Origin of the sequence: Pseudomonas sp. PS01270, from assembly GCF_029959775.1 — a bacterium.
GTDB lineage: Bacteria > Pseudomonadota > Gammaproteobacteria > Pseudomonadales > Pseudomonadaceae > Aquipseudomonas > Aquipseudomonas atacamensis.
In genome coordinates this window covers 1-18,406 of the sequence record NZ_JASCPT010000106.1, presented here as the reverse complement: position 1 = coordinate 18,406, position 18,406 = coordinate 1, and the positions used below count along the sequence as shown (strand labels likewise).

19 protein-coding genes and 1 pseudogene are annotated in these 18,406 nt (G+C 60.0%); 8 read left to right on the top strand and 12 right to left on the bottom strand.

Features of this window, described 5'->3' with window-relative positions:
• Nucleotides 1-259 (top strand): annotated as a pseudogene (locus QMX86_RS22190) (phage infection protein); the annotation flags it as partial.
• A 74-nt stretch (nucleotides 260-333) separates the two neighbouring features.
• On the opposite strand, the gene QMX86_RS22185 reads toward QMX86_RS22190, so the two are convergent.
• A complete protein-coding gene (locus tag QMX86_RS22185; RefSeq protein WP_024013386.1) occupies nucleotides 334-669 on the bottom strand; it encodes a hypothetical protein in 336 nt (111 codons plus the stop codon).
• A gap of 177 nt (nucleotides 670-846) precedes the next feature.
• Between QMX86_RS22185 and QMX86_RS22180 the strand changes: the two genes are divergently transcribed.
• Entirely contained in the window at nucleotides 847-2,502 is a 1,656-nt protein-coding gene (locus QMX86_RS22180; RefSeq protein WP_282385665.1) for a diguanylate cyclase, read from the top strand.
• 233 nt (nucleotides 2,503-2,735) lie between these two features.
• Here QMX86_RS22180 and QMX86_RS22175 read toward each other — a convergent pair whose 3' ends face one another.
• Both QMX86_RS22175 and QMX86_RS22170 read right to left on the bottom strand, forming a co-directional pair.
• Entirely contained in the window at nucleotides 2,736-3,113 is a 378-nt protein-coding gene (locus tag QMX86_RS22175) for a cytochrome c family protein (RefSeq protein WP_282385663.1), read from the bottom strand.
• Between the two features lie 40 nt (nucleotides 3,114-3,153).
• Entirely contained in the window at nucleotides 3,154-4,485 is a 1,332-nt protein-coding gene (locus QMX86_RS22170; RefSeq protein ID WP_282385661.1) for a PLP-dependent aminotransferase family protein, read from the bottom strand.
• A gap of 89 nt (nucleotides 4,486-4,574) precedes the next feature.
• On the opposite strand from QMX86_RS22170, the gene QMX86_RS22165 reads away from it, so the two are divergent.
• The gene (locus QMX86_RS22165; protein WP_282385659.1) at nucleotides 4,575-5,468 is read left to right on the top strand and encodes a DMT family transporter; all 894 of its coding nucleotides are present in this window, start codon (nucleotides 4,575-4,577) and stop codon (nucleotides 5,466-5,468) included.
• A gap of 3 nt (nucleotides 5,469-5,471) precedes the next feature.
• On the opposite strand, the gene QMX86_RS22160 is transcribed toward QMX86_RS22165, so the two are convergent.
• Entirely contained in the window at nucleotides 5,472-6,287 is an 816-nt protein-coding gene (locus QMX86_RS22160) for an AraC family transcriptional regulator (protein WP_071172874.1), read from the bottom strand.
• A 131-nt stretch (nucleotides 6,288-6,418) separates the two neighbouring features.
• Between QMX86_RS22160 and QMX86_RS22155 the strand changes: the two genes are divergently transcribed.
• Nucleotides 6,419-6,937, top strand: a complete 519-nt coding sequence (locus QMX86_RS22155; protein ID WP_071172875.1) for a carboxymuconolactone decarboxylase family protein — start codon at nucleotides 6,419-6,421, stop codon at nucleotides 6,935-6,937.
• Nucleotides 6,938-7,123: 186 nt separating this feature from the next.
• Nucleotides 7,124-9,355 carry a response regulator gene (locus tag QMX86_RS22150; protein ID WP_282385656.1) on the top strand — a complete coding sequence of 744 codons (2,232 nt, stop codon included), beginning with the start codon at nucleotides 7,124-7,126 and terminating at the stop codon, nucleotides 9,353-9,355.
• On the opposite strand, the gene QMX86_RS22145 is transcribed toward QMX86_RS22150, so the two are convergent.
• On the bottom strand, nucleotides 9,323-10,768 hold the full coding sequence (locus QMX86_RS22145; RefSeq protein WP_039762277.1) for a SulP family inorganic anion transporter: 1,446 nt from the start codon (nucleotides 10,766-10,768) through the stop codon (nucleotides 9,323-9,325). The genes QMX86_RS22150 and QMX86_RS22145 overlap by 33 nt on opposite strands.
• A gap of 159 nt (nucleotides 10,769-10,927) precedes the next feature.
• Between QMX86_RS22145 and QMX86_RS22140 the strand changes: the two genes are divergently transcribed.
• Nucleotides 10,928-11,272 carry a hypothetical protein gene (locus QMX86_RS22140; RefSeq protein ID WP_282385654.1) on the top strand — a complete coding sequence of 115 codons (345 nt, stop codon included), beginning with the start codon at nucleotides 10,928-10,930 and terminating at the stop codon, nucleotides 11,270-11,272.
• On the opposite strand, the gene QMX86_RS22135 is transcribed toward QMX86_RS22140, so the two are convergent.
• From QMX86_RS22135 to QMX86_RS22110, 6 genes are all read right to left on the bottom strand, one after another.
• Nucleotides 11,239-12,255, bottom strand: coding sequence for a lysozyme inhibitor LprI family protein (locus QMX86_RS22135; protein WP_282385653.1), 1,017 nt, complete (start codon nucleotides 12,253-12,255; stop codon nucleotides 11,239-11,241). The two genes, QMX86_RS22140 and QMX86_RS22135, sit on opposite strands and share 34 nt — an antisense overlap.
• Before the next feature lie 91 nt (nucleotides 12,256-12,346).
• The gene (locus QMX86_RS22130; RefSeq protein WP_151551826.1) at nucleotides 12,347-12,880 is read right to left on the bottom strand and encodes a cysteine hydrolase family protein; all 534 of its coding nucleotides are present in this window, start codon (nucleotides 12,878-12,880) and stop codon (nucleotides 12,347-12,349) included.
• 65 nt (nucleotides 12,881-12,945) lie between these two features.
• Nucleotides 12,946-14,673 carry a gamma-glutamyltransferase gene (gene ggt / locus QMX86_RS22125; protein WP_073471286.1) on the bottom strand — a complete coding sequence of 576 codons (1,728 nt, stop codon included), beginning with the start codon at nucleotides 14,671-14,673 and terminating at the stop codon, nucleotides 12,946-12,948.
• A gap of 148 nt (nucleotides 14,674-14,821) precedes the next feature.
• Nucleotides 14,822-15,409 (bottom strand): NUDIX domain-containing protein, encoded by a 588-nt coding sequence (locus QMX86_RS22120; RefSeq protein ID WP_073471287.1) that lies wholly within the window; start codon nucleotides 15,407-15,409, stop codon nucleotides 14,822-14,824.
• A gap of 98 nt (nucleotides 15,410-15,507) precedes the next feature.
• Complete coding sequence (locus tag QMX86_RS22115; RefSeq protein WP_073471288.1) at nucleotides 15,508-16,143, bottom strand: lytic polysaccharide monooxygenase auxiliary activity family 9 protein; 636 nt, start codon at nucleotides 16,141-16,143, stop codon at nucleotides 15,508-15,510.
• Between the two features lie 207 nt (nucleotides 16,144-16,350).
• The gene (locus tag QMX86_RS22110; protein ID WP_024013399.1) at nucleotides 16,351-16,791 is read right to left on the bottom strand and encodes a hemerythrin domain-containing protein; all 441 of its coding nucleotides are present in this window, start codon (nucleotides 16,789-16,791) and stop codon (nucleotides 16,351-16,353) included.
• Nucleotides 16,792-16,943: 152 nt separating this feature from the next.
• On the opposite strand from QMX86_RS22110, the gene QMX86_RS22105 reads away from it, so the two are divergent.
• The gene (locus QMX86_RS22105; protein ID WP_073471289.1) at nucleotides 16,944-17,369 is read left to right on the top strand and encodes a GNAT family N-acetyltransferase; all 426 of its coding nucleotides are present in this window, start codon (nucleotides 16,944-16,946) and stop codon (nucleotides 17,367-17,369) included.
• A 103-nt stretch (nucleotides 17,370-17,472) separates the two neighbouring features.
• On the opposite strand, the gene QMX86_RS22100 is transcribed toward QMX86_RS22105, so the two are convergent.
• Nucleotides 17,473-17,823, bottom strand: coding sequence for a hypothetical protein (locus QMX86_RS22100; RefSeq protein WP_110645504.1), 351 nt, complete (start codon nucleotides 17,821-17,823; stop codon nucleotides 17,473-17,475).
• 133 nt (nucleotides 17,824-17,956) lie between these two features.
• Between QMX86_RS22100 and QMX86_RS22095 the strand changes: the two genes are divergently transcribed.
• On the top strand, nucleotides 17,957-18,286 hold the full coding sequence (locus QMX86_RS22095; protein ID WP_073471290.1) for a DUF6388 family protein: 330 nt from the start codon (nucleotides 17,957-17,959) through the stop codon (nucleotides 18,284-18,286).
• The last annotated feature ends 120 nt before the right edge of the window (nucleotides 18,287-18,406 follow it).

Genomic DNA, 18,406 nt, shown 5'->3' with positions numbered 1-18,406 from the left:
TCTGATCGAGCGCCGCGTTGCTGAAGGTGGCTCTGATCGTCTGATCGAGCGCCGCGTTGCTGAAGGTGGTTCGGATCGTCTGATCGAGCGCCGCGTTGCCGAAGGTGGTTCGGATCGTCTGATCGAACGCCGCGTTGCCGAAGGTGGTTCGGATCGTCTGATCGAACGCCGCGTTGCTGAAGGTGGTTCGGATCGTCTGATCGAGCGCCGCGTTGCCGAAGGTGGTTCGGATCGTCTGATCGAACGCCGCGTTGCATGAATCTACTGCATGACCGCAACACCCATGAAAAAGCCCGGCCTGATCAGCCGGGCTTTTTTGCATTCAGCCGTCGCTTATTGCGCGGTTTTCAGCTTGACCACGTCACCGGAGATGGTGGTGGTGTAGCCGGTCAGAACCCAGGCCCAGAACCAGTTTTCCTGAACCTGCGTGTTGATCATTGCATCGCCGCCCTTGGCTTGGATGGCCGCGTTTTGTGCGCGCACAAATCGGCTGTTCTGGCGGATAGGGATGATGCCAAACAGCAGCAGGCCGGTGGCCGATGCTTCGCTGTGGCCAACCACGGTGTATTGGTTGCTGTCGTAATGGGCGGTTTTCATCGGGGCGCCGGTGCAACCTGCCAGAACCACACCGAACAGTGCGGCGGCGACTACTTTGCTGAGGTATTTCACAGTAAAACTCCATGGGGAAACGCCCGGGATCCGTCTCTCGGGCGGCGCGCATTCTAAACAAAATGATGGCTCATTGGCATCAATCTTCTTTGTATTTACTTGAACCCGTTCGCTGGCCCGCCGTCGGCGATGTCGCATACCATGGCGCCACTTCAATAAAGACAGACACCCGCCTCCATGTTCAAAGCCAGTCTGCGTAGCCATCTCACCCTGTGGTTCGGCGGTTTGTCCCTGCTGACGTTATTGAGCGTCGGCTTTTATGTCGGTCATATCGCCACCGAACAAATGAAACAGGCCAGCGGCAACGCGTTGCTGAACACGGCGCGCTCGGCGGCGACGTTGTTGGGTGAGCAACTGCGCGAGCGGCAACTGGAGGTCTATCTGCTCAGTCGCGCACCGCATCTGGAGCGCGGAGATCTGGACAACCCAGCCATCCTCAAGTCGATGCAGTTGCGCACCCAGGCGCGCGCCGAATATGCGTGGATGGGCGTCACCGACGCCGAGGGCAACGTCCGCCAGGCGGTCAATGATCTGCTGGTCGGTCAATCGGTGCAGAAACGCCCGTGGTTCCAGATCGGCTTGCGCCGGCAATACACCGGCGATCCCCACGAAGCAGTGTTGCTGGCCAAGTTGTTGCCGGGCCTGCCCAATGGCGAGCCGCTGCGCTTCATCGATTTCGCCGCGCCAATCCACAATGCCGAAGGACAGGTGATTGGAGTGCTGGGCGCACATGCACACTGGAGTTGGGTAACGCGCATCGTCGAGTCGGCAGCGTTTTCCCACAAGAACTCGGCGCCGGATATCCAGGCGCTGATTGTCGATCACGACGGCAAGGTGCTCTACCCCGAAGCGCTGATGGGCCAGCAGCTGGCGACCAACGATCCGGTATTGTCGGGCTGGACGGCGGCCAACGGTTACCTGACCAGCATGGTCACCGTGCCGACGCCATCGGGCACGGCGCTATCATGGTCGATCGCCATTCGCCAGCCATTGGAGACTGCGCTGCAACCGGCGCGGATGCTGCAATACGAATTGCTGATCCTCGGCGTTTTCGCCGCCATCGTTTTCGGTCTGGTGGCTTATTACCTGGCGCTGTACCTGAGCCGGCCGATCGAACAACTGGCACGCTCGGCCAAACAAGTGCAAAACAACCAGGCCGGCGCGCAGTTTCAGCTCCAGCATCCGGTGCTGGAAATCGCCCAGCTCGGCCAGTCCATCGACGCAATGACGCAGTCACTGCTCGGCAAGGAACGCGAACTGCAAGAAGCCAACGCCTCGCTGGAAGCCACCGTGGCGCAACGCACCGCCGCACTCACCGAGGCCAACGCCGAGCTGCTGAGCCTGGCCACTCACGACGGCCTGACCGGCGTTTATAACCGCCGTCGTTTTGACGAAAAAATCACTGAGTATTCGCTACTGTCCCGACGCACCGGGCGCCCTTTTGCCCTGCTGCTGATCGATGCCGACCACTTCAAACGCATCAATGACAGCCATGGCCACGCGGTCGGTGATGAGGTCCTGCAACAACTGGCGACCTTGATCCAGAACAGCGTACGCAGCACCGATTTCGTCGCCCGCTACGGCGGCGAAGAGTTCGCCGTACTGCTGCCGGAAGTCGCGCAACCTGACACCCCGGAAGTCGTCGCCGAAAAGATTCGCACGGCAGTCGCCGAAGCGCAGTTTCCGGGCGTCGGCAACGTCACGGTGAGTATTGGCCTTGGCCTGGCAGATCCGGCAGACAACAACCACACGGCCCTGATCAAACGCGCCGATCAGCAGCTGTATCAGGCGAAAGCTGCGGGGCGCAATCAGGTTGCGTTTCATGCCCACTGACACCGGCGGATATCAACCAGAGACAGGCCGGCTCACCGACCCCATCGCTGGCAAGCCAGCTTCCACAGGGATTGGGTAAATGCGGAAATATGGGTCGGCTGGAGAACCGCTTTCGCGAGCAGGCTCGCTCCCACAGAAAAGCAAAAAAGGTGCCCCGCCGTAAGGGCGGAACCCTAAGCAGCCGTTACCGCAGCAATGGATATGTACTCAATCAGCCAGGAAACCATCGCCCACTAGGGCTCAGCACTGAACTTCTGCAGATAAGCCAACAAATTATTCAACTTCTCCTCATCACTCAGCCCCCAGAAAATCATCCGCGTCCCCGGCACCACCCCTTTCGGATCCTCGAGATAAGCCTTCAACGTCGCCCGATCCCAGGTAATCCCCGAGTTCTTCATCGCATCGGAATAAACATAATTGGCCGAAGTCCCCGCAGCCCGGCCAATGATGCCGTTCAACTGCGGACCAAACCCCGAACGAGCCGACTCGCCAACCTGATGGCAACCGCCGCACAGGCGCGGGAAGATTTTCGCGCCGGCTTCAGGATCGCCCTCAGCCTGTGCGCTGGCGCTGAAGATCAAGGCGAGAAGCAGTGTTGTGGTGAATTTCATTGAACAGTCCAAACCTCGCTTTGCATGGCGTGGGCGCAGTTTACAGATAAGCGCCGACAATCGTTCTGACGGTGATCAACGCCTGACGCAACACGTGCATGTCCACCGAGCCGAGCGCCAGACGAATCGCATGGGGCGTATGGGCCGACAGCGAAAACGGCTCGGCGCTGGTGACCGAAATCTGCTGCTGCATCAACTCGACCACGATCTGATCGGCACGCACATCTTCGGGCAACGGCAGCCACAGAAAATACGAAGCCGGATGAGCAATGTAGCGCAGCCCTTTGAGCACCTCGGCGGCCAAGGCCTGTCGCGCCATCGCATCACGACGTTTCTGCGTCTCAAGCACGGTGACGGTGCCGTCGTCGAGCCAACCGCACGCAATGGCGGTCATCACCCCGGGCGTGTTCCATGTCGTCGCGCGAATGATTCGCTCCAGTGCGGACACTTGAGGAAGCGGCGCGGCAATGAAGCCGACCCGCAAACCGGTGGCGATGTTTTTCGACAGGCCCGATACGTAAAACGTCCGTTCCGGTGCCAGTTCAATCAACGGACATGGCGGGTTTTCGACCAGAAACGCGTAGGCAGCGTCTTCAATGATTGTCAGATCGTGCCGTCGGGCAATCGCCACCAATTGCTCGCGCTGTTCCAGTGGCATGACCCAGCCCAGCGGGTTATGCAGCGTCGGCATGCTGTATACGGCGCGCACTGCACGCTGGCGGCAGAGTCTGTCCAGTGCCGGCAAATCCGGGCCGTGCTCCGTCATCGGGATCGCCAGCACTTCCAGATGCAGCGCGTCGGCCAGCACCTTGAATCCCGAATAGGTCAGCGCATCGGCGGCGATCACATCGCCGGGTTTGAGCAGGGCCATCAGCGTCACCGCCAAACCTTGCTGAGCGCCATTGACGATCAGCACCTGGTCGGCTTCAACGGTCACGCCGCGTGTCGACAAATGTCGCGCGACCGAGGCGCGTTCGTGGGCACGTCCGGCGTGGGGTTGATAACGCAGCAGTGCTTCGAGATCGCCGGACAACGCCAGTTGCCGCAACGCCGTGCGCAACAGTTCAGCCTGACCTGGCAACGAGGGATAGTTGAAATTCAGGTCGATCATGCCGACCGCCACGTCTTTCTGATCGATGCCCTGCCCCGGCGCCAGCGACGTTTCCCGGACAAACGTGCCGCGCCCGGCTTCGCCACTGACCAGGCCCATCGCCTCAAGCTCGGCATAGACACGGGAAGCGGTAACCAGCGCCAGTCCTTCCTGGCTCGCCAGCTGCCGATGCGTTGGCAGTCGCGTGCCCGGCGCCAATCGTCCTCCACGAATGTCTGCCGCATAGCGGTCAACCAGGGTCTTGTAACGGGAACGCGGCATGTCGGCTGTATCCATGACAATTTTTTGATTGTGCTGATTCTCAGCTCTAGGATCACGGCGACACAAGCCACTTTTTGAGCGCGACCGACATGCACACAACATCGACTGCGGCCAACCCGGCACTGGAAAAAACCAGTGGCTGGATCAACGGTTTTATCGGCGTGCTGATTTTCAGCGGTTCGCTGCCGGCCACACGTTTGGCGGTGCTGGAATTCAATCCGGTGTTTCTGACCGTGGTGCGAGCAGCGATTGCCGGCGCACTGGCCGTCGGACTTCTGCTGTTGTTCAAGCAACCGCGACCGTCGCGTCATCAGTGGCTGTCGCTGGTGATTGTGGCGCTTGGCGTGGTGTTGGGTTTTCCGCTGCTGACCGCGTTTGCATTGCAGCACGTAACGTCAGCGCATTCGATCGTGTTTGTAGGATTGCTGCCGCTGGCCACGGCGATGTTTGGTGTCTTGCGTGGCGGTGAGCGGCCACGGCCGGTGTTCTGGATCTTTTCGGTGCTGGGCAGCGCATTGGTGGTGGGCTTTGCCCTGTCCCAAGGCTTGAGCGCCTCGCCCACCGGCGATCTGCTGATGCTCGCGGCGATCCTGGCCTGCGGCCTCGGTTACGCCGAAGGCGCGAAACTGTCGCGCAGCCTCGGCGGCTGGCAGGTGATCTGCTGGGCGCTGGTGTTGTCGTTACCGCTGATGGCAGTGCTGAGCCTGTGGCTGGCGCCCGGCTCGTTCGCCGACATCAGCTTGCCTGCGTGGATGTGCCTGGGCTACGTGTCGCTGTTCAGCATGCTGATCGGCTTCGTGTTCTGGTATCGCGGTCTGGCCCAGGGCGGAATCGCAGCGGTCGGGCAGTTGCAGTTGCTGCAGCCGTTTTTTGGTCTGGCACTGGCGGCGACGTTGCTGCATGAGCAGGTCAGTGTCGGCATGCTCGGCGTCACGCTGGGGGTGATTCTTTGCGTGGCCGGAGCGAAGAAATTCGCCAGGTAATGTTCAGTGTTCGGCTTTCCATTGTCGTGGGCTGAGACCGGTCTTGCGCCGAAAGGCCCGGGCCAGCGCCGACGGACTTTCGTATCCAACCTCCTCGGCAATCAGTGCAATCGGCCGACCCTCGCGCAGGCGTTTCTGCGCGAGGCTGACGCGCCAGCTCAACAGGTAATCGGCCGGTGTCTGCCCGACCACCCGGCGAAACTGCTCGGCAAAACCGGCGCGGGACTGGTTCGCCGCCGCAGCGAGATCAGCGACACTCCAAGGCTTGTGCGGCTGCTCATGGATCAGGTTCAAGGCGCGAGACACGCGCGGATCAGCCAGTCCGGCCATCATGCCCGGTTGCTGATCACGACTGCCGATGAGATGGCGCAGCAGCAGAATCACCAGCAATTCAAACAGGCGATCCATCACCGCCACGCGCCCGCAATGCCCTTCAAAAGCTTCGTTGAACAGCCAGTCAAGGGTGCTGCGCAATTCCGGGATATCGGTGAGTTTCAACACCAGATAGTCCGGTAACGCGGCGGCCAGGGCATTGCCCGAGCCACCGTCGAAGGTCAGTGAGGCGCACACCACCTGGCTGGCCATGGCTTCGTCGGCAGACATCCGATGGGTAAACGGCCGGGGAAAGAAAATCAGCGACGGTTCGTCCAGACGAATTTCCCGCTCGTTGCCCGGTTTGAGCAGCAACGCCCCGGCTTGCAGAACATGCACGTGCCCGACCGGCTCGCCTTCGTGAACGCTCACGCCGCAAAACGCGCCGCTATGGAAGGTGCCGGCGTTCACACCGAAATGACTAAGTAATGTGGAAAGGCGATCCATGGCTGACTCCCGAAGGCATATCTGGACGATCTGCCGCATATCCTCGACGATTTGCCGCCAAGGCGCCATTGGCAGCCCCTAAGATCTCTCCATCGCCGCTGCACTTCGCTGCGGAATTTCGGAGAATCACCATGAGCCGCATCCCTGCAATCAGCCTCGACACCGCTACCGATGCCACCCGTCCTGCACTGGAAGGCGTGAAGAAAAAAATCGGCTTCCTGCCCAACGTCTTCACCACCCTCGCCCAGGCGCCGGTTGCATTCGACACTTACCTGCAAGCCTCGGCCATCCTCGGCAAGACCTCATTGAGCGGCAAAGAGAAAGAAGCCATCTACCTCGCCACTTCGCAGGTCAACGGTTGCGACTATTGCCTGTCCGCACACACGGTGTTTGCCGGCAAGGCCGGGCTGTCGGCGCAGGACATCGTCGCGGCACGTCATGGCGAACTGAATGCCTACGCTGCCCTCGCCCGCCAACTGACCGAAACCCGTGGCCACTTGAGCGATGAACAATTGGCCGCTGCCCGCGCTGCCGGTATCGATGACCGCAAGATCATCGAAGTGATTGCCCTGGTGGCCGTGCAGACATTGACCAACTACCTGAACAACACGGCGCTGACCGACATTGACTTCCCGGCCGTCGAGGCCTGAGCAGTCGCTCACGAACTGAAGAAAAATCCGCTGGCGAAAAGATGCTCTTTTCGCCAGCGCTGTTTTTTGCTGCCATGATGTAGGTCAGAATAATTCGCAGCGCAAACAGTGTCTGGTGCGCTGAAACCAAACACCCTGCGCGCAGGTCTTTGTTCTCAGACAAATGCCCGGAAAGACACGAACCCCATGACAGACTGGTTGCAAGACAACGGCGAGATGGCCGGGCAGATCCGCCGTCACGACTGGGCAAATTCGCCCCTCGGCCCGTTGGAAAACTGGCCCGATGTACTCAAGACCACTGTCTCGCTCAGTCTCGCCTCGCATTTCCCTCAGGCGATCGTCTGGGGTCCGCAACTAATCACCCTTTATAACGACGCCTTCGTGCCGATTCTCGGCGACAAGCCGCATGCGCTGGGACGTCCTTTCAGCGACATCTGGAAAGAAGCCTGGCATGAGATCAGCCCGATAGCCGAGGCGGCCTATGCCGGCCAAGCCACCTACATCGAAAACTTTGCCCTGAAGATCGAACGCGGCAACGGTCCGGAGCAGGCGTTCTTCACTTTCTGTTACAGCCCGATTCGTGACTCCCACGGCAATGTCGTCGGCATGCTCGACACGGTCACCGAGACCACCCAGACCGTTTATCTCAACCAACGCCTGGCCGTCCTCGACGCCATCGGCGAAGCGGTGACCAATGCCACCGATGCGCAAGCAATCCTGGCGGCGAGCACGCGGCTGATGGTCGAGCAGTTGCAATTGTCCAACTGCGCCTACGCAGACATGGATGCCGACGAGGATGGCTTCACCATTCGCGGCGACTATGCAGCGCCGGGTTCGCCGAGCATCGTCGGCCACTACCGTTTGCGCGATTTCGGCGAGAAAGCAGTACGTCTTCTGCGCGCGGGTCAACCTTTGGTGATCCACGACAACCGCAGCGAATTGCCGCCGGAAGAATCAGCGACCTTTCAGGGCATAGGCATCACCGCCACCATTTGCGTGCCGCTGATCAAGCAAGGTCGCCTTACCGCGTTAATGGCCATTCACGACAAAGTGCCGCGTGTCTGGTCGAGCTTCGAACAGGCGCTGCTCAGCGAAGTCACCGAACGTTGCTGGGCGCACATCGAACGGGTGCGCGCCGATGCCAACGTGCGCGAGGGCCTGCTTGCACTGGCTGAACTCAATGCCACGCTGGAACAACGGGTCGAGGAACGCAGCCTGCGTCTGGCCCAGGCCGAGTCGGCGTTGCGCCAGTCGCAGAAGCTCGAAGCCATCGGCCAACTAACCGGCGGCGTCGCCCACGACTTCAATAATCTGCTGACGATCATTCGGTCGTCGGTGGACTTTCTGCGCCAGCCCAACCTGCCGGAAGAACGCCGCCAGCGCTACATGCGCGCGGTGTCCGACACCGTCGAGCGCGCTTCCAAGCTGACCAGCCAGTTGCTCGCCTTCGCTCGCCGTCAGCCGCTCAATCCGCAGGTGGTCGATGCCGGCGAACGGCTGGCCAATATTGGCGAAATGCTCGAATCGGTCACCGGCGCGCAGATTCACGTCTGCGTCGAGCGCCCGGATCACCCCTGCTACATCCGCGTCGATCTCAGTCAGTTTGAAACCGCGTTGATCAACATCGCCCTGAACGCTCGCGACGCCATGAATGGTCAGGGTGAGCTGAAATTGCGCCTGGAGTGCCATAAAGCGCTGCCGCCGATTCGCGGCCACGCTGGGTCCAGCAGCCATTTCGTGTCGATTGCCCTGGCCGACACCGGTGCCGGCATCGACGCACACACCCTCGAACACATCTTCGAGCCGTTCTTTACCACCAAGGCTGTCGGCAAAGGCACGGGGCTGGGGCTGTCGCAGGTGTTCGGCTTCGCCAAGCAATCGGGCGGCAACGTCGATGTTTCCAGCGTCCTTGGTCAAGGCACCGAATTCACCTTGTATTTGCCGCAAGTGCCGGCGATCGAGGCAGAAATGGACGAGGCAGAGGACGATGGCGAGGTGCAGCCGGCCTGCGAAAAACGCCGGGTGCTGGTGGTCGAAGACAATCTCGATGTCGGCCGTTTCGCCAACCAGATCCTCCAGGATCTGGGCTATGAAACCGCATGGGCAACCAACGCTGAAGAAGCCCTGCAGTTGGCGGGCAGCGATGCCAGCGCGTTCGATGCGGTGTTTTCCGACGTAGTCATGCCGGGCATCACCGGTGTCGCGTTGGCCAAGGAACTGCGCCAGCGCCGCCCGGATCTGCCGGTGATTCTGACCTCCGGCTACAGCGAAGAACTGGCGCGCAGCGGGTACGAAGGTTTCGAATTTCTCGCCAAGCCCTACTCCGCCGAACAGGTCTCGCGGATTCTCGGCAAGACCTGGCTCAAGGACGCAAAACCAGCGGCGTCAGTCGTGATCGACGCCGGCGCGCTTGAGTAATTTCTTGCAGCGTTCCGACAGATGAAACACCTGTAGATGCTTGCCAGCCTTGGCGTAGCGTTCACGCAGGGTTTTCAATGCGGCGATCGCCGAGTAATCGACAAAGCTCAGGTGTCGGCAGTCGAGCGTCACTCTGGCCGGGTCGTTGGCCGGGTCGAACTGATTGAGAAACGGCGTGGTCGAGGCAAAGAACAGCGTGCCGTGCAGGCGATAGAGCTTGCTGCCGTCGGCCTCCAGATGTTCATCGGCATACAGTTCGCGCGCCTGCTGCCAGGCGAAGTTGAGCGCGGCGATGATGATCCCGCATAGCACGGCCGTGGCCAGATCGGTGAACACGGTGATGGTGGTCACCGCGATGATTACCAGCACATCGTGCAGCGGCACCTTGTTGATCACCCGCAACGACGCCCAGGCGAAAGTCTGCTGCGACACCACGAACATCACCCCGACCAGCGCGGCGAGCGGAATACGCTCGATCAGCGGTGACAGAAACAGAATGAACAAAAGAATCAGCACACCGGCAACCACGCCGGACAAGCGCCCGCGCCCGCCGGAGCTGAGATTGATCACGGTCTGCCCGATCATCGCGCAACCGCCCATGCCACCGAACGCCCCGGACACCATGTTCGCCGCGCCGAGCGCTACGCACTCGCGATCCGGATAGCCACGGGTCTCGGTGATTTCGTCGGTCAGGTTCAGCGTCAGCAGGGTTTCCAGCAGGCCGACCATCGCCATCAGGATTGCGTATGGGGCGATGATGCGCAGCGTTTCCAGGCTCCACGGAATGTCCGGCATGGCGAAAGTCGGCAGACCGCCGGCAATGTGCGCCATGTCGCCGAGGGTGCGGGTCGGCAGCCCGAACAGGTAGACCAGCAGGCCGACACCCAGGATCGCCACGAGGGCCGGCGGCACCGCTTTGGTCAGGCGCGGCAGGATGTAAACGATGGCCATGGTCAGCAGCACCAGCCCGGTCATCAGGTACAACGGCGTACCGCTGAGCCAGTGCTCGCCGCTTTTGAAGTGCTCCAGTTGCGCCAGGGCAATGATGATCGCCAGGCCGTTGACGAAACCGAGCATCACCGGATGCGGCACCATGCGCACTAGTTTGCCCAGGCGCAGCAGCCCGAACGCCATCATGATCAGACCGCCGAGCAGTACCGTTGCCAGCAGATATTGCACGCCGTGTTGCACCACCAGCGCGACGATCACCACCGCCATCGAACCCGCCGCACCGGAAACCATGCCCGGTCGGCCGCCAAACAACGCCGTCAGCGTGCAAATGATGAACGCGCCGTACAAGCCCATCAGCGGATTGAGATGCGCGACCAGCGCGAAAGCAATGCATTCGGGCAACAGGGCGAACGAGGTGGTGAGTCCGGCGAGGACATCGGCGCGCAGACGAATCGGTTTCATGGCTTACCTGACTGAGCGGCCGCTGGGCACGGCTGCTGTTTTCGCGAAAAAGAGGGAGGCGAATGTTACGGAATTGTTCGGCCTCGGGCCAGTGAAACGCTGACATGGGGTGGCGCGGGCCTTATCCTTGCAGGCTTGTCCATCGAATCGAGTCGCAGCATGTCAGCGTTTTTGTCCGCCCGTGATGTGTGTCAGCGCCTGCGCGAAGCTGCGCTGGGCGTGCTTGGGTTCGAAGTCTGCGAGGCAATGTCCCAGACCGGGCTGATTGCCGTTGATATCGACGGCTGGCATCTGCTGTTGGACTTCGCCGAGGGACACTTGCATCACTGTGAATACGCGCGCAACTGCGCCGGGGATGAAGCGACGCTGGACACTTGGCAGCGTTATGGCACGGACCCGGTGAGTCTGCTCAGCACATGGGAACTGGCGCAGATCGAGCGGTTATTGCGTGAGGCGGATGGAGTTGTGGCTCAGGGCATCATTTCCAGAACCAGAGACGACTGACTTTCTTGCATGCGGTCATACCAGCCCTGCAGCACATCGGGCAGCCGCTTCTTCCACTTCGCCACGTTGGTGTAGTACCGCAGATGTTCGTGGCCCTGGTCATCGTAGCTTTTGAAGATCAGCCAGATCTGTGCGTCGGCGGCACTCATCAGAATGCCGATGCCGCCGAGACCGCGCATCCACATTTCTACAACCTGAGCATCGGGCACATCTTTTGAGTCTTCGCCGACCTGCAAGGAACCGGAGGTCTCTACCAGTTTTTGGTAGTCGGTCTTGAGCAGCGAACGCAGTACCTGATCTTCTGCGGGCGTGCGAGCCAGACCCAGGCTGAGCAGATCGTAATCCAGCTTCAGCGGTTGTTCGGAGGCGACATACCGACCGGCGTAATACACGCCCATGCCACCGCCGCAGTCGGAATCCGCACCGGTTTGTACTACGTTCAGTACGCCATTGATGGGCGTGAAGGCGAGTTTGCAGGCGTCCTCGGCGTACACGGCTGTTCCATCCTTGAGTATGGCAACGCCAGTCAAGTCTCCGGAATTGGCGCCCTCGCCTGCCGAAATATCGATGGCGATATGCGTGGCATTACGACGTTGGGTGACAAGGGTCGCCGAGGTCGAGGTGCCGGGCGGAATCAGTTGCCAGGTGGCATCCCAACTGAAGGGCTGAACCACGTTTTCGAGCTCAGTGAGGCGCATCAGGTATTCGCGCCGCAGACACGCGCTCAGGGCACCGCAGGCGTTGCGGTTTTTCAGCCACTGACGCTGGTCGGTTTTCAGCATTTTGGGATCGGCAACTTTGCCCAGCGTGGTCCGCCATTGCTCGGCGAGTTTGTCGTCGAGGCTCGAGAGGTAGGGATCGCTGCAGATCGCTTTTTCGGTTTTGCTAGTGGCACTGGTGCAATCGAAACTGCTGGCGTGAGCGGTGCAGGCAAGGACAAGAGAGGTCAGCGCCACGGCGTGACGCAGGTAGATACTGAACATCGACAGATTCCGTTCTTCGGGCGGCGGGAGTATGCCAGTGCTGCTGCCGTAAATCGCCGTTGTCGTTGAGTCTGCTCACCCCTGTGGGAGTTCAGAAGGTGATTTGGGCTGCCGGTTTGACGTCGATTCGTGCCACGGAACTGGTCAGGGCGGCGAAGTCCTTGTTGTGTTCGGCAATGATGTCCTCGGCGCTCATGTTGCCGTTATCGACCGTCGAATGCGCATCCCGCGCGACGACGATGTCGTAACCCAGTGAATGCGCGCTGCGCACCGTGGCGTTGACGCAGTAATCGGTTTGCAGGCCGCAGATGATCAGGCGTTCGAAGTCCTCGCTGGGCAGCAGCTTGCCGAGATCGGTCTGGTAGAAAGAGTCCCCGGTGGTTTTGTCTACGCGCAGGTCTTTCGTAGAAGTCAGAAGGTTTTTCGCCAGTTGCCAACCCTCAGCACCGCGAACAAATGAGCCGTCCTTTTCTTCGTGCTGAATCAAAACCACCGGAACGCCAGCGTCGCGGGCGCGTTGGCTCAGATCATTGATCGTGGCGATCACGCGGTCGATTTCAAAGCACTGATATTCACCAGCACACAGTGCCTGCTGGACGTCGATGATCAGTAATGCGGTGGTCATGTCGAGCCTTCCTTGATCAATCCTTGAGAATGGGGCGGACCTGAGCCCGCCCCTTTTTACTCCGCTCAGTAACCCAAAGACAAGCCGGTATTGCGCCGTGGATCGTTGGCGCCGTAGAAGCGATTCTTGCCAACCGGTTTGCCGTCCAGTGACGGCGCGCCGACCAGAATCGCGGCGATGTGGTTGGCATCCTGCGGGCCGGCAAACTTGTGGCCCCAGCTTTCCAGGATTTTTTTCGTATCCGGGCTGGCGGCGAAGTCTTCGAGGTTGGTTTCCTCCGGCATCCACTGCTGATGGAAGCGCGGCGCGTCGACCGCTTCCTGCAGGCCCATGCCGTAATCGATGACGTTGAGCATGGTCAGCAAGGTCGCGGTGATGATCCGGCTACCACCCGGCGTGCCGACCACCATCACCACTTTGCCATCCTTGGTGACGATGGTCGGACTCATCGACGACAGCGGCGCCTTGCCCGGTGCGATGGCATTGGCCTCCCCCTGGACCAGCCCGTACATGTTCGGCACGCCGACCTTGGAAGTGAAGTCGTCCATTTCATCGTTGAGAATCACCCCGGTCTTGCTCGCCATGACGCCCGCGCCGAACCAGTCGTTGAGGGTGTAGGTGACCGAGACGGCATTGCCCCACTTGTCGACGATCGAATAGTGCGTGGTGTTGCTGCCTTCATGCGGCGCTACACCGGGCTTGAGCTCAGCCGACACGCCGGCCTTCTGCGGCTGGATGGCGTTGCGCAGTTTGGTCGCGTAATTCTTGTCCAGCAGGTGCTCGATCGGATTCTTCACGAAATCCGGATCGCCGAGGTAGCTGTTGCGATCAACGTATGCGTGGCGCATCGCTTCGATCTGGTAGTGCATGCCCTGAGCGGAATGGAAGCCCAGGTCCTTCATCGGATAGCCTTCGAGAATGTTCATGATCTGGCAGATCACCACCCCGCCGGAGCTTGGCGGTGGCGCCGAGACCACGTGATAGCCGCGATAATCGCACTCAACCGGGGCCAGTTCGCGAGTCTTGTATTTGTCCAGGTCGGCCTGGCTGATGATGCCTTTGTTGGCCTGACTGGAGGTGACGATTGCATCGGCGACCCAGCCTTTGTAGAAGCCGTCGGCGCCCTTGTCGGAGATTGTCCGCAGGGTTTTCGCCAGATCCTTTTGCACCAGTTTCTGCCCGACCTGCATCGGCTCGCCGTTGCTGAGGAAGATCGAGCCGGAATCGCGCATGTCCTTCTTGAACACATCCGTCGCGTATTCGAGCAGCTCGACATCGCCCTGCTGCAATTCGAAACCGTCTTCGGCCAGTTTGATCGCCGGGGCAATCATCTCCTTGCGCTGTTTGGTGCCGTATTTGCTCAGCGCCAGTTCCATGCCAGACACCGTACCCGGCACGCCGACCGCCAAGTGCCCGCGGGTGCTCAGTTCCGGGATGACGTTACCGTCCTTGTCCAGATACATGTTGGCGGTCGCTGCCAGCGGCGCTTTTTCGCGGAAATCGAGAAAGGTCTTGCGCCCGTCCGCCAGTTGAATGGTCATGAACCCGCCGCCGCCAAGGTTGCCCGCAGCCGGGTAGACCACCGCCAGCGCATAGCCCACGGCCACTGCCGCATCCACGGCATTGCCGCCGTTTTTCAAAACGTCGACGCCGACATGGGTCGCCAGATGTTGCGCAGTGACCACCATGCCGTTTTCCGCCGCCACCGGCGCCACCGATGCCGCGTGAGCCATGAGACAGCTGAGCGCCAGAGAGGCCGCAATGAGCGATCTGGCCAAAGGTTCGTACTTCATGAGTCGATCTCTTTTTGTTTTTGGGGACTGCGCAAAACGCAGGGCCACGCTTCAGGAGCAACAAGCAGTATGGCCGGCTTTGCGTATTGCGCCTCCCCGTTCAGCCAGTATGCTGAGCCATCGCAGCCGTTGGCAGCTCCTGCCCGCATCAAACGAAGAGGTTGTTCATCGCCGCGTACTGCAACAGCATGATGGTCTTGGCATCGCAGATCTCGCCGCGTTGAAACGCTGCCAGTGCCTCATCGAAGCCCCATTCGAGCACTTCCAGCTCTTCGGTTTCCTCTTCCAGGCCGCCACCGTCGCTGACTTTGGACGCGGCGTCGTATTCAGCGATAAAGAAGTGCAGTTTCTCCGTCACCGAACCGGGGCTCATGTACGCCTCGAATACTTTTTTCACGTCGTGCACGCGGTAACCGGTTTCCTCCTCGGCTTCGTCACGAATGCGTTGCTCGGGCGCGGCACCTTCCAGCAACCCGGCGGCCACCTCGATCAACAATCCATCGTGGCCGTTGACGAACACCGGCAAACGAAACTGGCGGGTCAGCACCACCGTGCGCTTTTCGCGGTTGAACAGCAGAATCGCCGCGCCGTTGCCCCGGTCGTAGACCTCCCGGGTCTGGCGCTGCCATTCACCGTTGTTGCGGTGGTAGTCGAAAGTGATTTTCTTCAGCAGATACCAGTCGTGGGACAACACCTGAGTGTCGACGATGTTGACCCGTTCGGCTGTGTTGGACATCGCGTCTGATCCTGTCTTCATGGGGGACTGCCATGGTCGGACAATTGCGCCGACAAAAAAAGCCCGGCAGCGCTACCGGGCTCGTTCAGCCTGCGCGGTTACTGAAAGTCGACGTCGAAGGCCTGGTAGAAGGCGTTGCCGGTGTTGGCGACGATCCACATCAGCACAATGACGTGATGACCCTGCTTGTTCGCAGGCAGCTTCACTTGATGATCGACCTTGGCCTTCAATTCATCAGCATGGCTGTAATACGGCACTTGCGGGTAGAAGTCTTCGAAGAACGGCTGGGTTTCCAGCTGTGCACGGCTGATGCGTTGCTGTGGATCCCAGCCGTCTTTGGTGATCAGCCAGCGATAACCACGGGTGGTGTGCGGCGCGGTGTACGCCCAGCTGACCTCAAGAGTCTGCCCCGGATCGACGTTGAGCAGCGGCCAGCTGAAGGAACGACCGAGCTTCTTGCTCATCTCGTCGGCGGTGTAATTGACGCAATCGCGGGCATCGGTCTTGCCGCCGCTGAGAATGTAGCCATCGGCCGGCGGCGCGACGCTGTCCGAGTCGGTCTCGAAAGGTTGCGGGAAAGGTCCGGCGTCTACGGCCGGAAAGTTCTTGCCACCTTCCATTTCATTGACTTGCCAGGCACCTAGCAAGCCGAGGTCGATGGCCACTGCGCCGCGACTCGCTGGCGAGATGACACGACCGTGTTTGAGTTGGGTTTGTGGGATTGCCTGATTCATCGTCTTCACTCCGTTGATTTCAGAACTCTCCTTCCCGAGGAGAGGCCTTCAAGCTAACGGAGGTGAATTTTTTGTCCATCGGCGCTTTTGTCACAGTCCCAGTGTGCAAGACGTAAAAAGCCAGGAAACACTGGATGCATAACCAGTGCTCGACGACGCATCGCACTCAACGTGTAGCTGAACACCTACACGCCGAGTCGCCTTTGGTCATTCAGACAGTTGCGCCTGATACTCCTTTTCGTACTGCCCGGCGAGTTGGCTTTTCTGTTTATCGTCGAGCAGCTTGCCGGCCATCTGGAAGAATTTGTGCTCTTCTTCCTCGAGGTGGTGATGAACCTTGTCGGAAAGCTTTTTGGCCGTGGCCAGCCAGGCCGGACTGGACATTTCGGTCTCGTCGAGCTCTTCCATCATCTCGTCCATTTCGTGGTGTTCGGCGATGGCGTGGCGGCTCAGGTCCACGCCTTCGTCGATTTCCATCAACGGAATGTAGAAGTGCCGCTCTTCAGCGGTTTCATGCGCTTGCAGTTCTGCTTTGAGCTGCTTGTAGGCCTCGACCCGCTCAGGGCTGTCGCCGCTGGTCGCGATCAAAGCCTTGGCGTAAGTGCGCTGGCGCTCGTGGCTTTCGCGCAGGGCTTCAAAAATATTCACGGGATTTCCTCATCAATCGCGCTCAGGGAAAGACGCGATAAAAGCCTAGACCGCAACGCTGGTTTGACGGTTCCGCTTGTTCGATCGAAGGGCTTGGAGGCGTTTGCCCGGACGGGTTAGGCTGGGCGTTCAATTACACAAGGAAGTCATGCATGAATTTGCGTATCGAGTTGACGGACAGTCCTACCGAGGAACAGCGTCAGGCCATTCTGCAGCCGCTGATCGAGTACAACGATGCTCAAACCGGCGGTTCGAAATCCGAGCCGTTCGCCTTGATGGTCAAAGACGAAAATGGCGCGATATTGGGCGGCCTGTATGGGCGAATGATTTTTCGCTGGATGTTCATCGAACTGCTGTCAGTGCCGGAACAAGGTCGCGGACAGGGTATCGGCTCGAAATTGATGGCTCAGGCGGAAGCCTTGGCCAGGGAAAAAAATTGCTACGGCCTCTGGCTCGACACCTTCGATTTTCAGGCGCCGGAGTTCTACAGGAAGCTCGGTTTCAGCCAGTTTGGGGAAATCGTTGACTACCCACCGGGGCACAAGCGGCACTACTTTCAGAAGCGCCTGATCGACTGAATGTGCCGCCGTCTTCGCGAGCAGATTCGCTCCACACAGTTGTGATGCATTCCAATGTGGGAGCGAGTCTGCTCGCGAAAGCGTCAACCGCTTCACCCCATAATCACAGGCAGGTCGCCATCGCCGCCATCCGCCGCATCGCGACAAAATCACTCTTCTGTGCGTAGTAATTCAAAGTCGTACCCGAGGCTTCGGTAATCACATCGACAAACGACTCTGCCGAACGCGTATAAACCGTAGTGCCGCCGGACTCGCGCGGTTCCAGATAGGCCGCCGCGTCGACGCCAAACACGGCTTCGTCCTGCCAGGCGAATTGCACGCACCGGGCGACGTCTTTCTCCGGCTTGTCCGAGGCCAGGACCTTGTCCGGGCTCTTGCTGCGAGCATCGTTCATCACCGAACCGGCGCACCCGGCCAACAGGGCCGCCGCCAGCACTACCATCAGCATTCGCATTGCATTTGCTCATCGAGAAAAAAGCGGACTGTAGCACTGCGACGCGGCAAATCGTTCTGCTTTACTGTTTTTATGCGCGACATGCGCAAGCAGGTGCGGCACCCTATGGTCATCAGTCACACAAGGAAATTACATGGCGCCTAGCGACCAGCGACATGAACAGGCTTTGAAACTGTTTCTCGATGCGCGACCCGAACTACGTGAAACCCTCGACCATCTCAACCCGCTGCTGGCTCAGGCCAAGGGCGAAACCCAGGCGCAGTATCGCGAAGAACGCTTGCATGAGGCGTTTGAGGAAGAAGCGGAGAGACAGAGGTTGTTCGCCTGGGAGCTGACGTTGCAGTTGACCGCTGCTTCGCCCGAGGAATATCAGGCGCAACGGCTGGAAGTGCATCGGGAAGTGGCGGAAATGGCGGGGATGGGCTGGATCGAGTATTGCGAGCTTTACGGCATCACCCCGTAATCCAGCCGCCGCAAATCTCCCGTGGGAGCGAGCCTGCTCGCGAAGGCGGTGTGACTGCCGAAACTGATCTCGAACGAGACGACGCTTTCGCGAGCAGGCTCGCTCCCCCAGTGCCCGCGT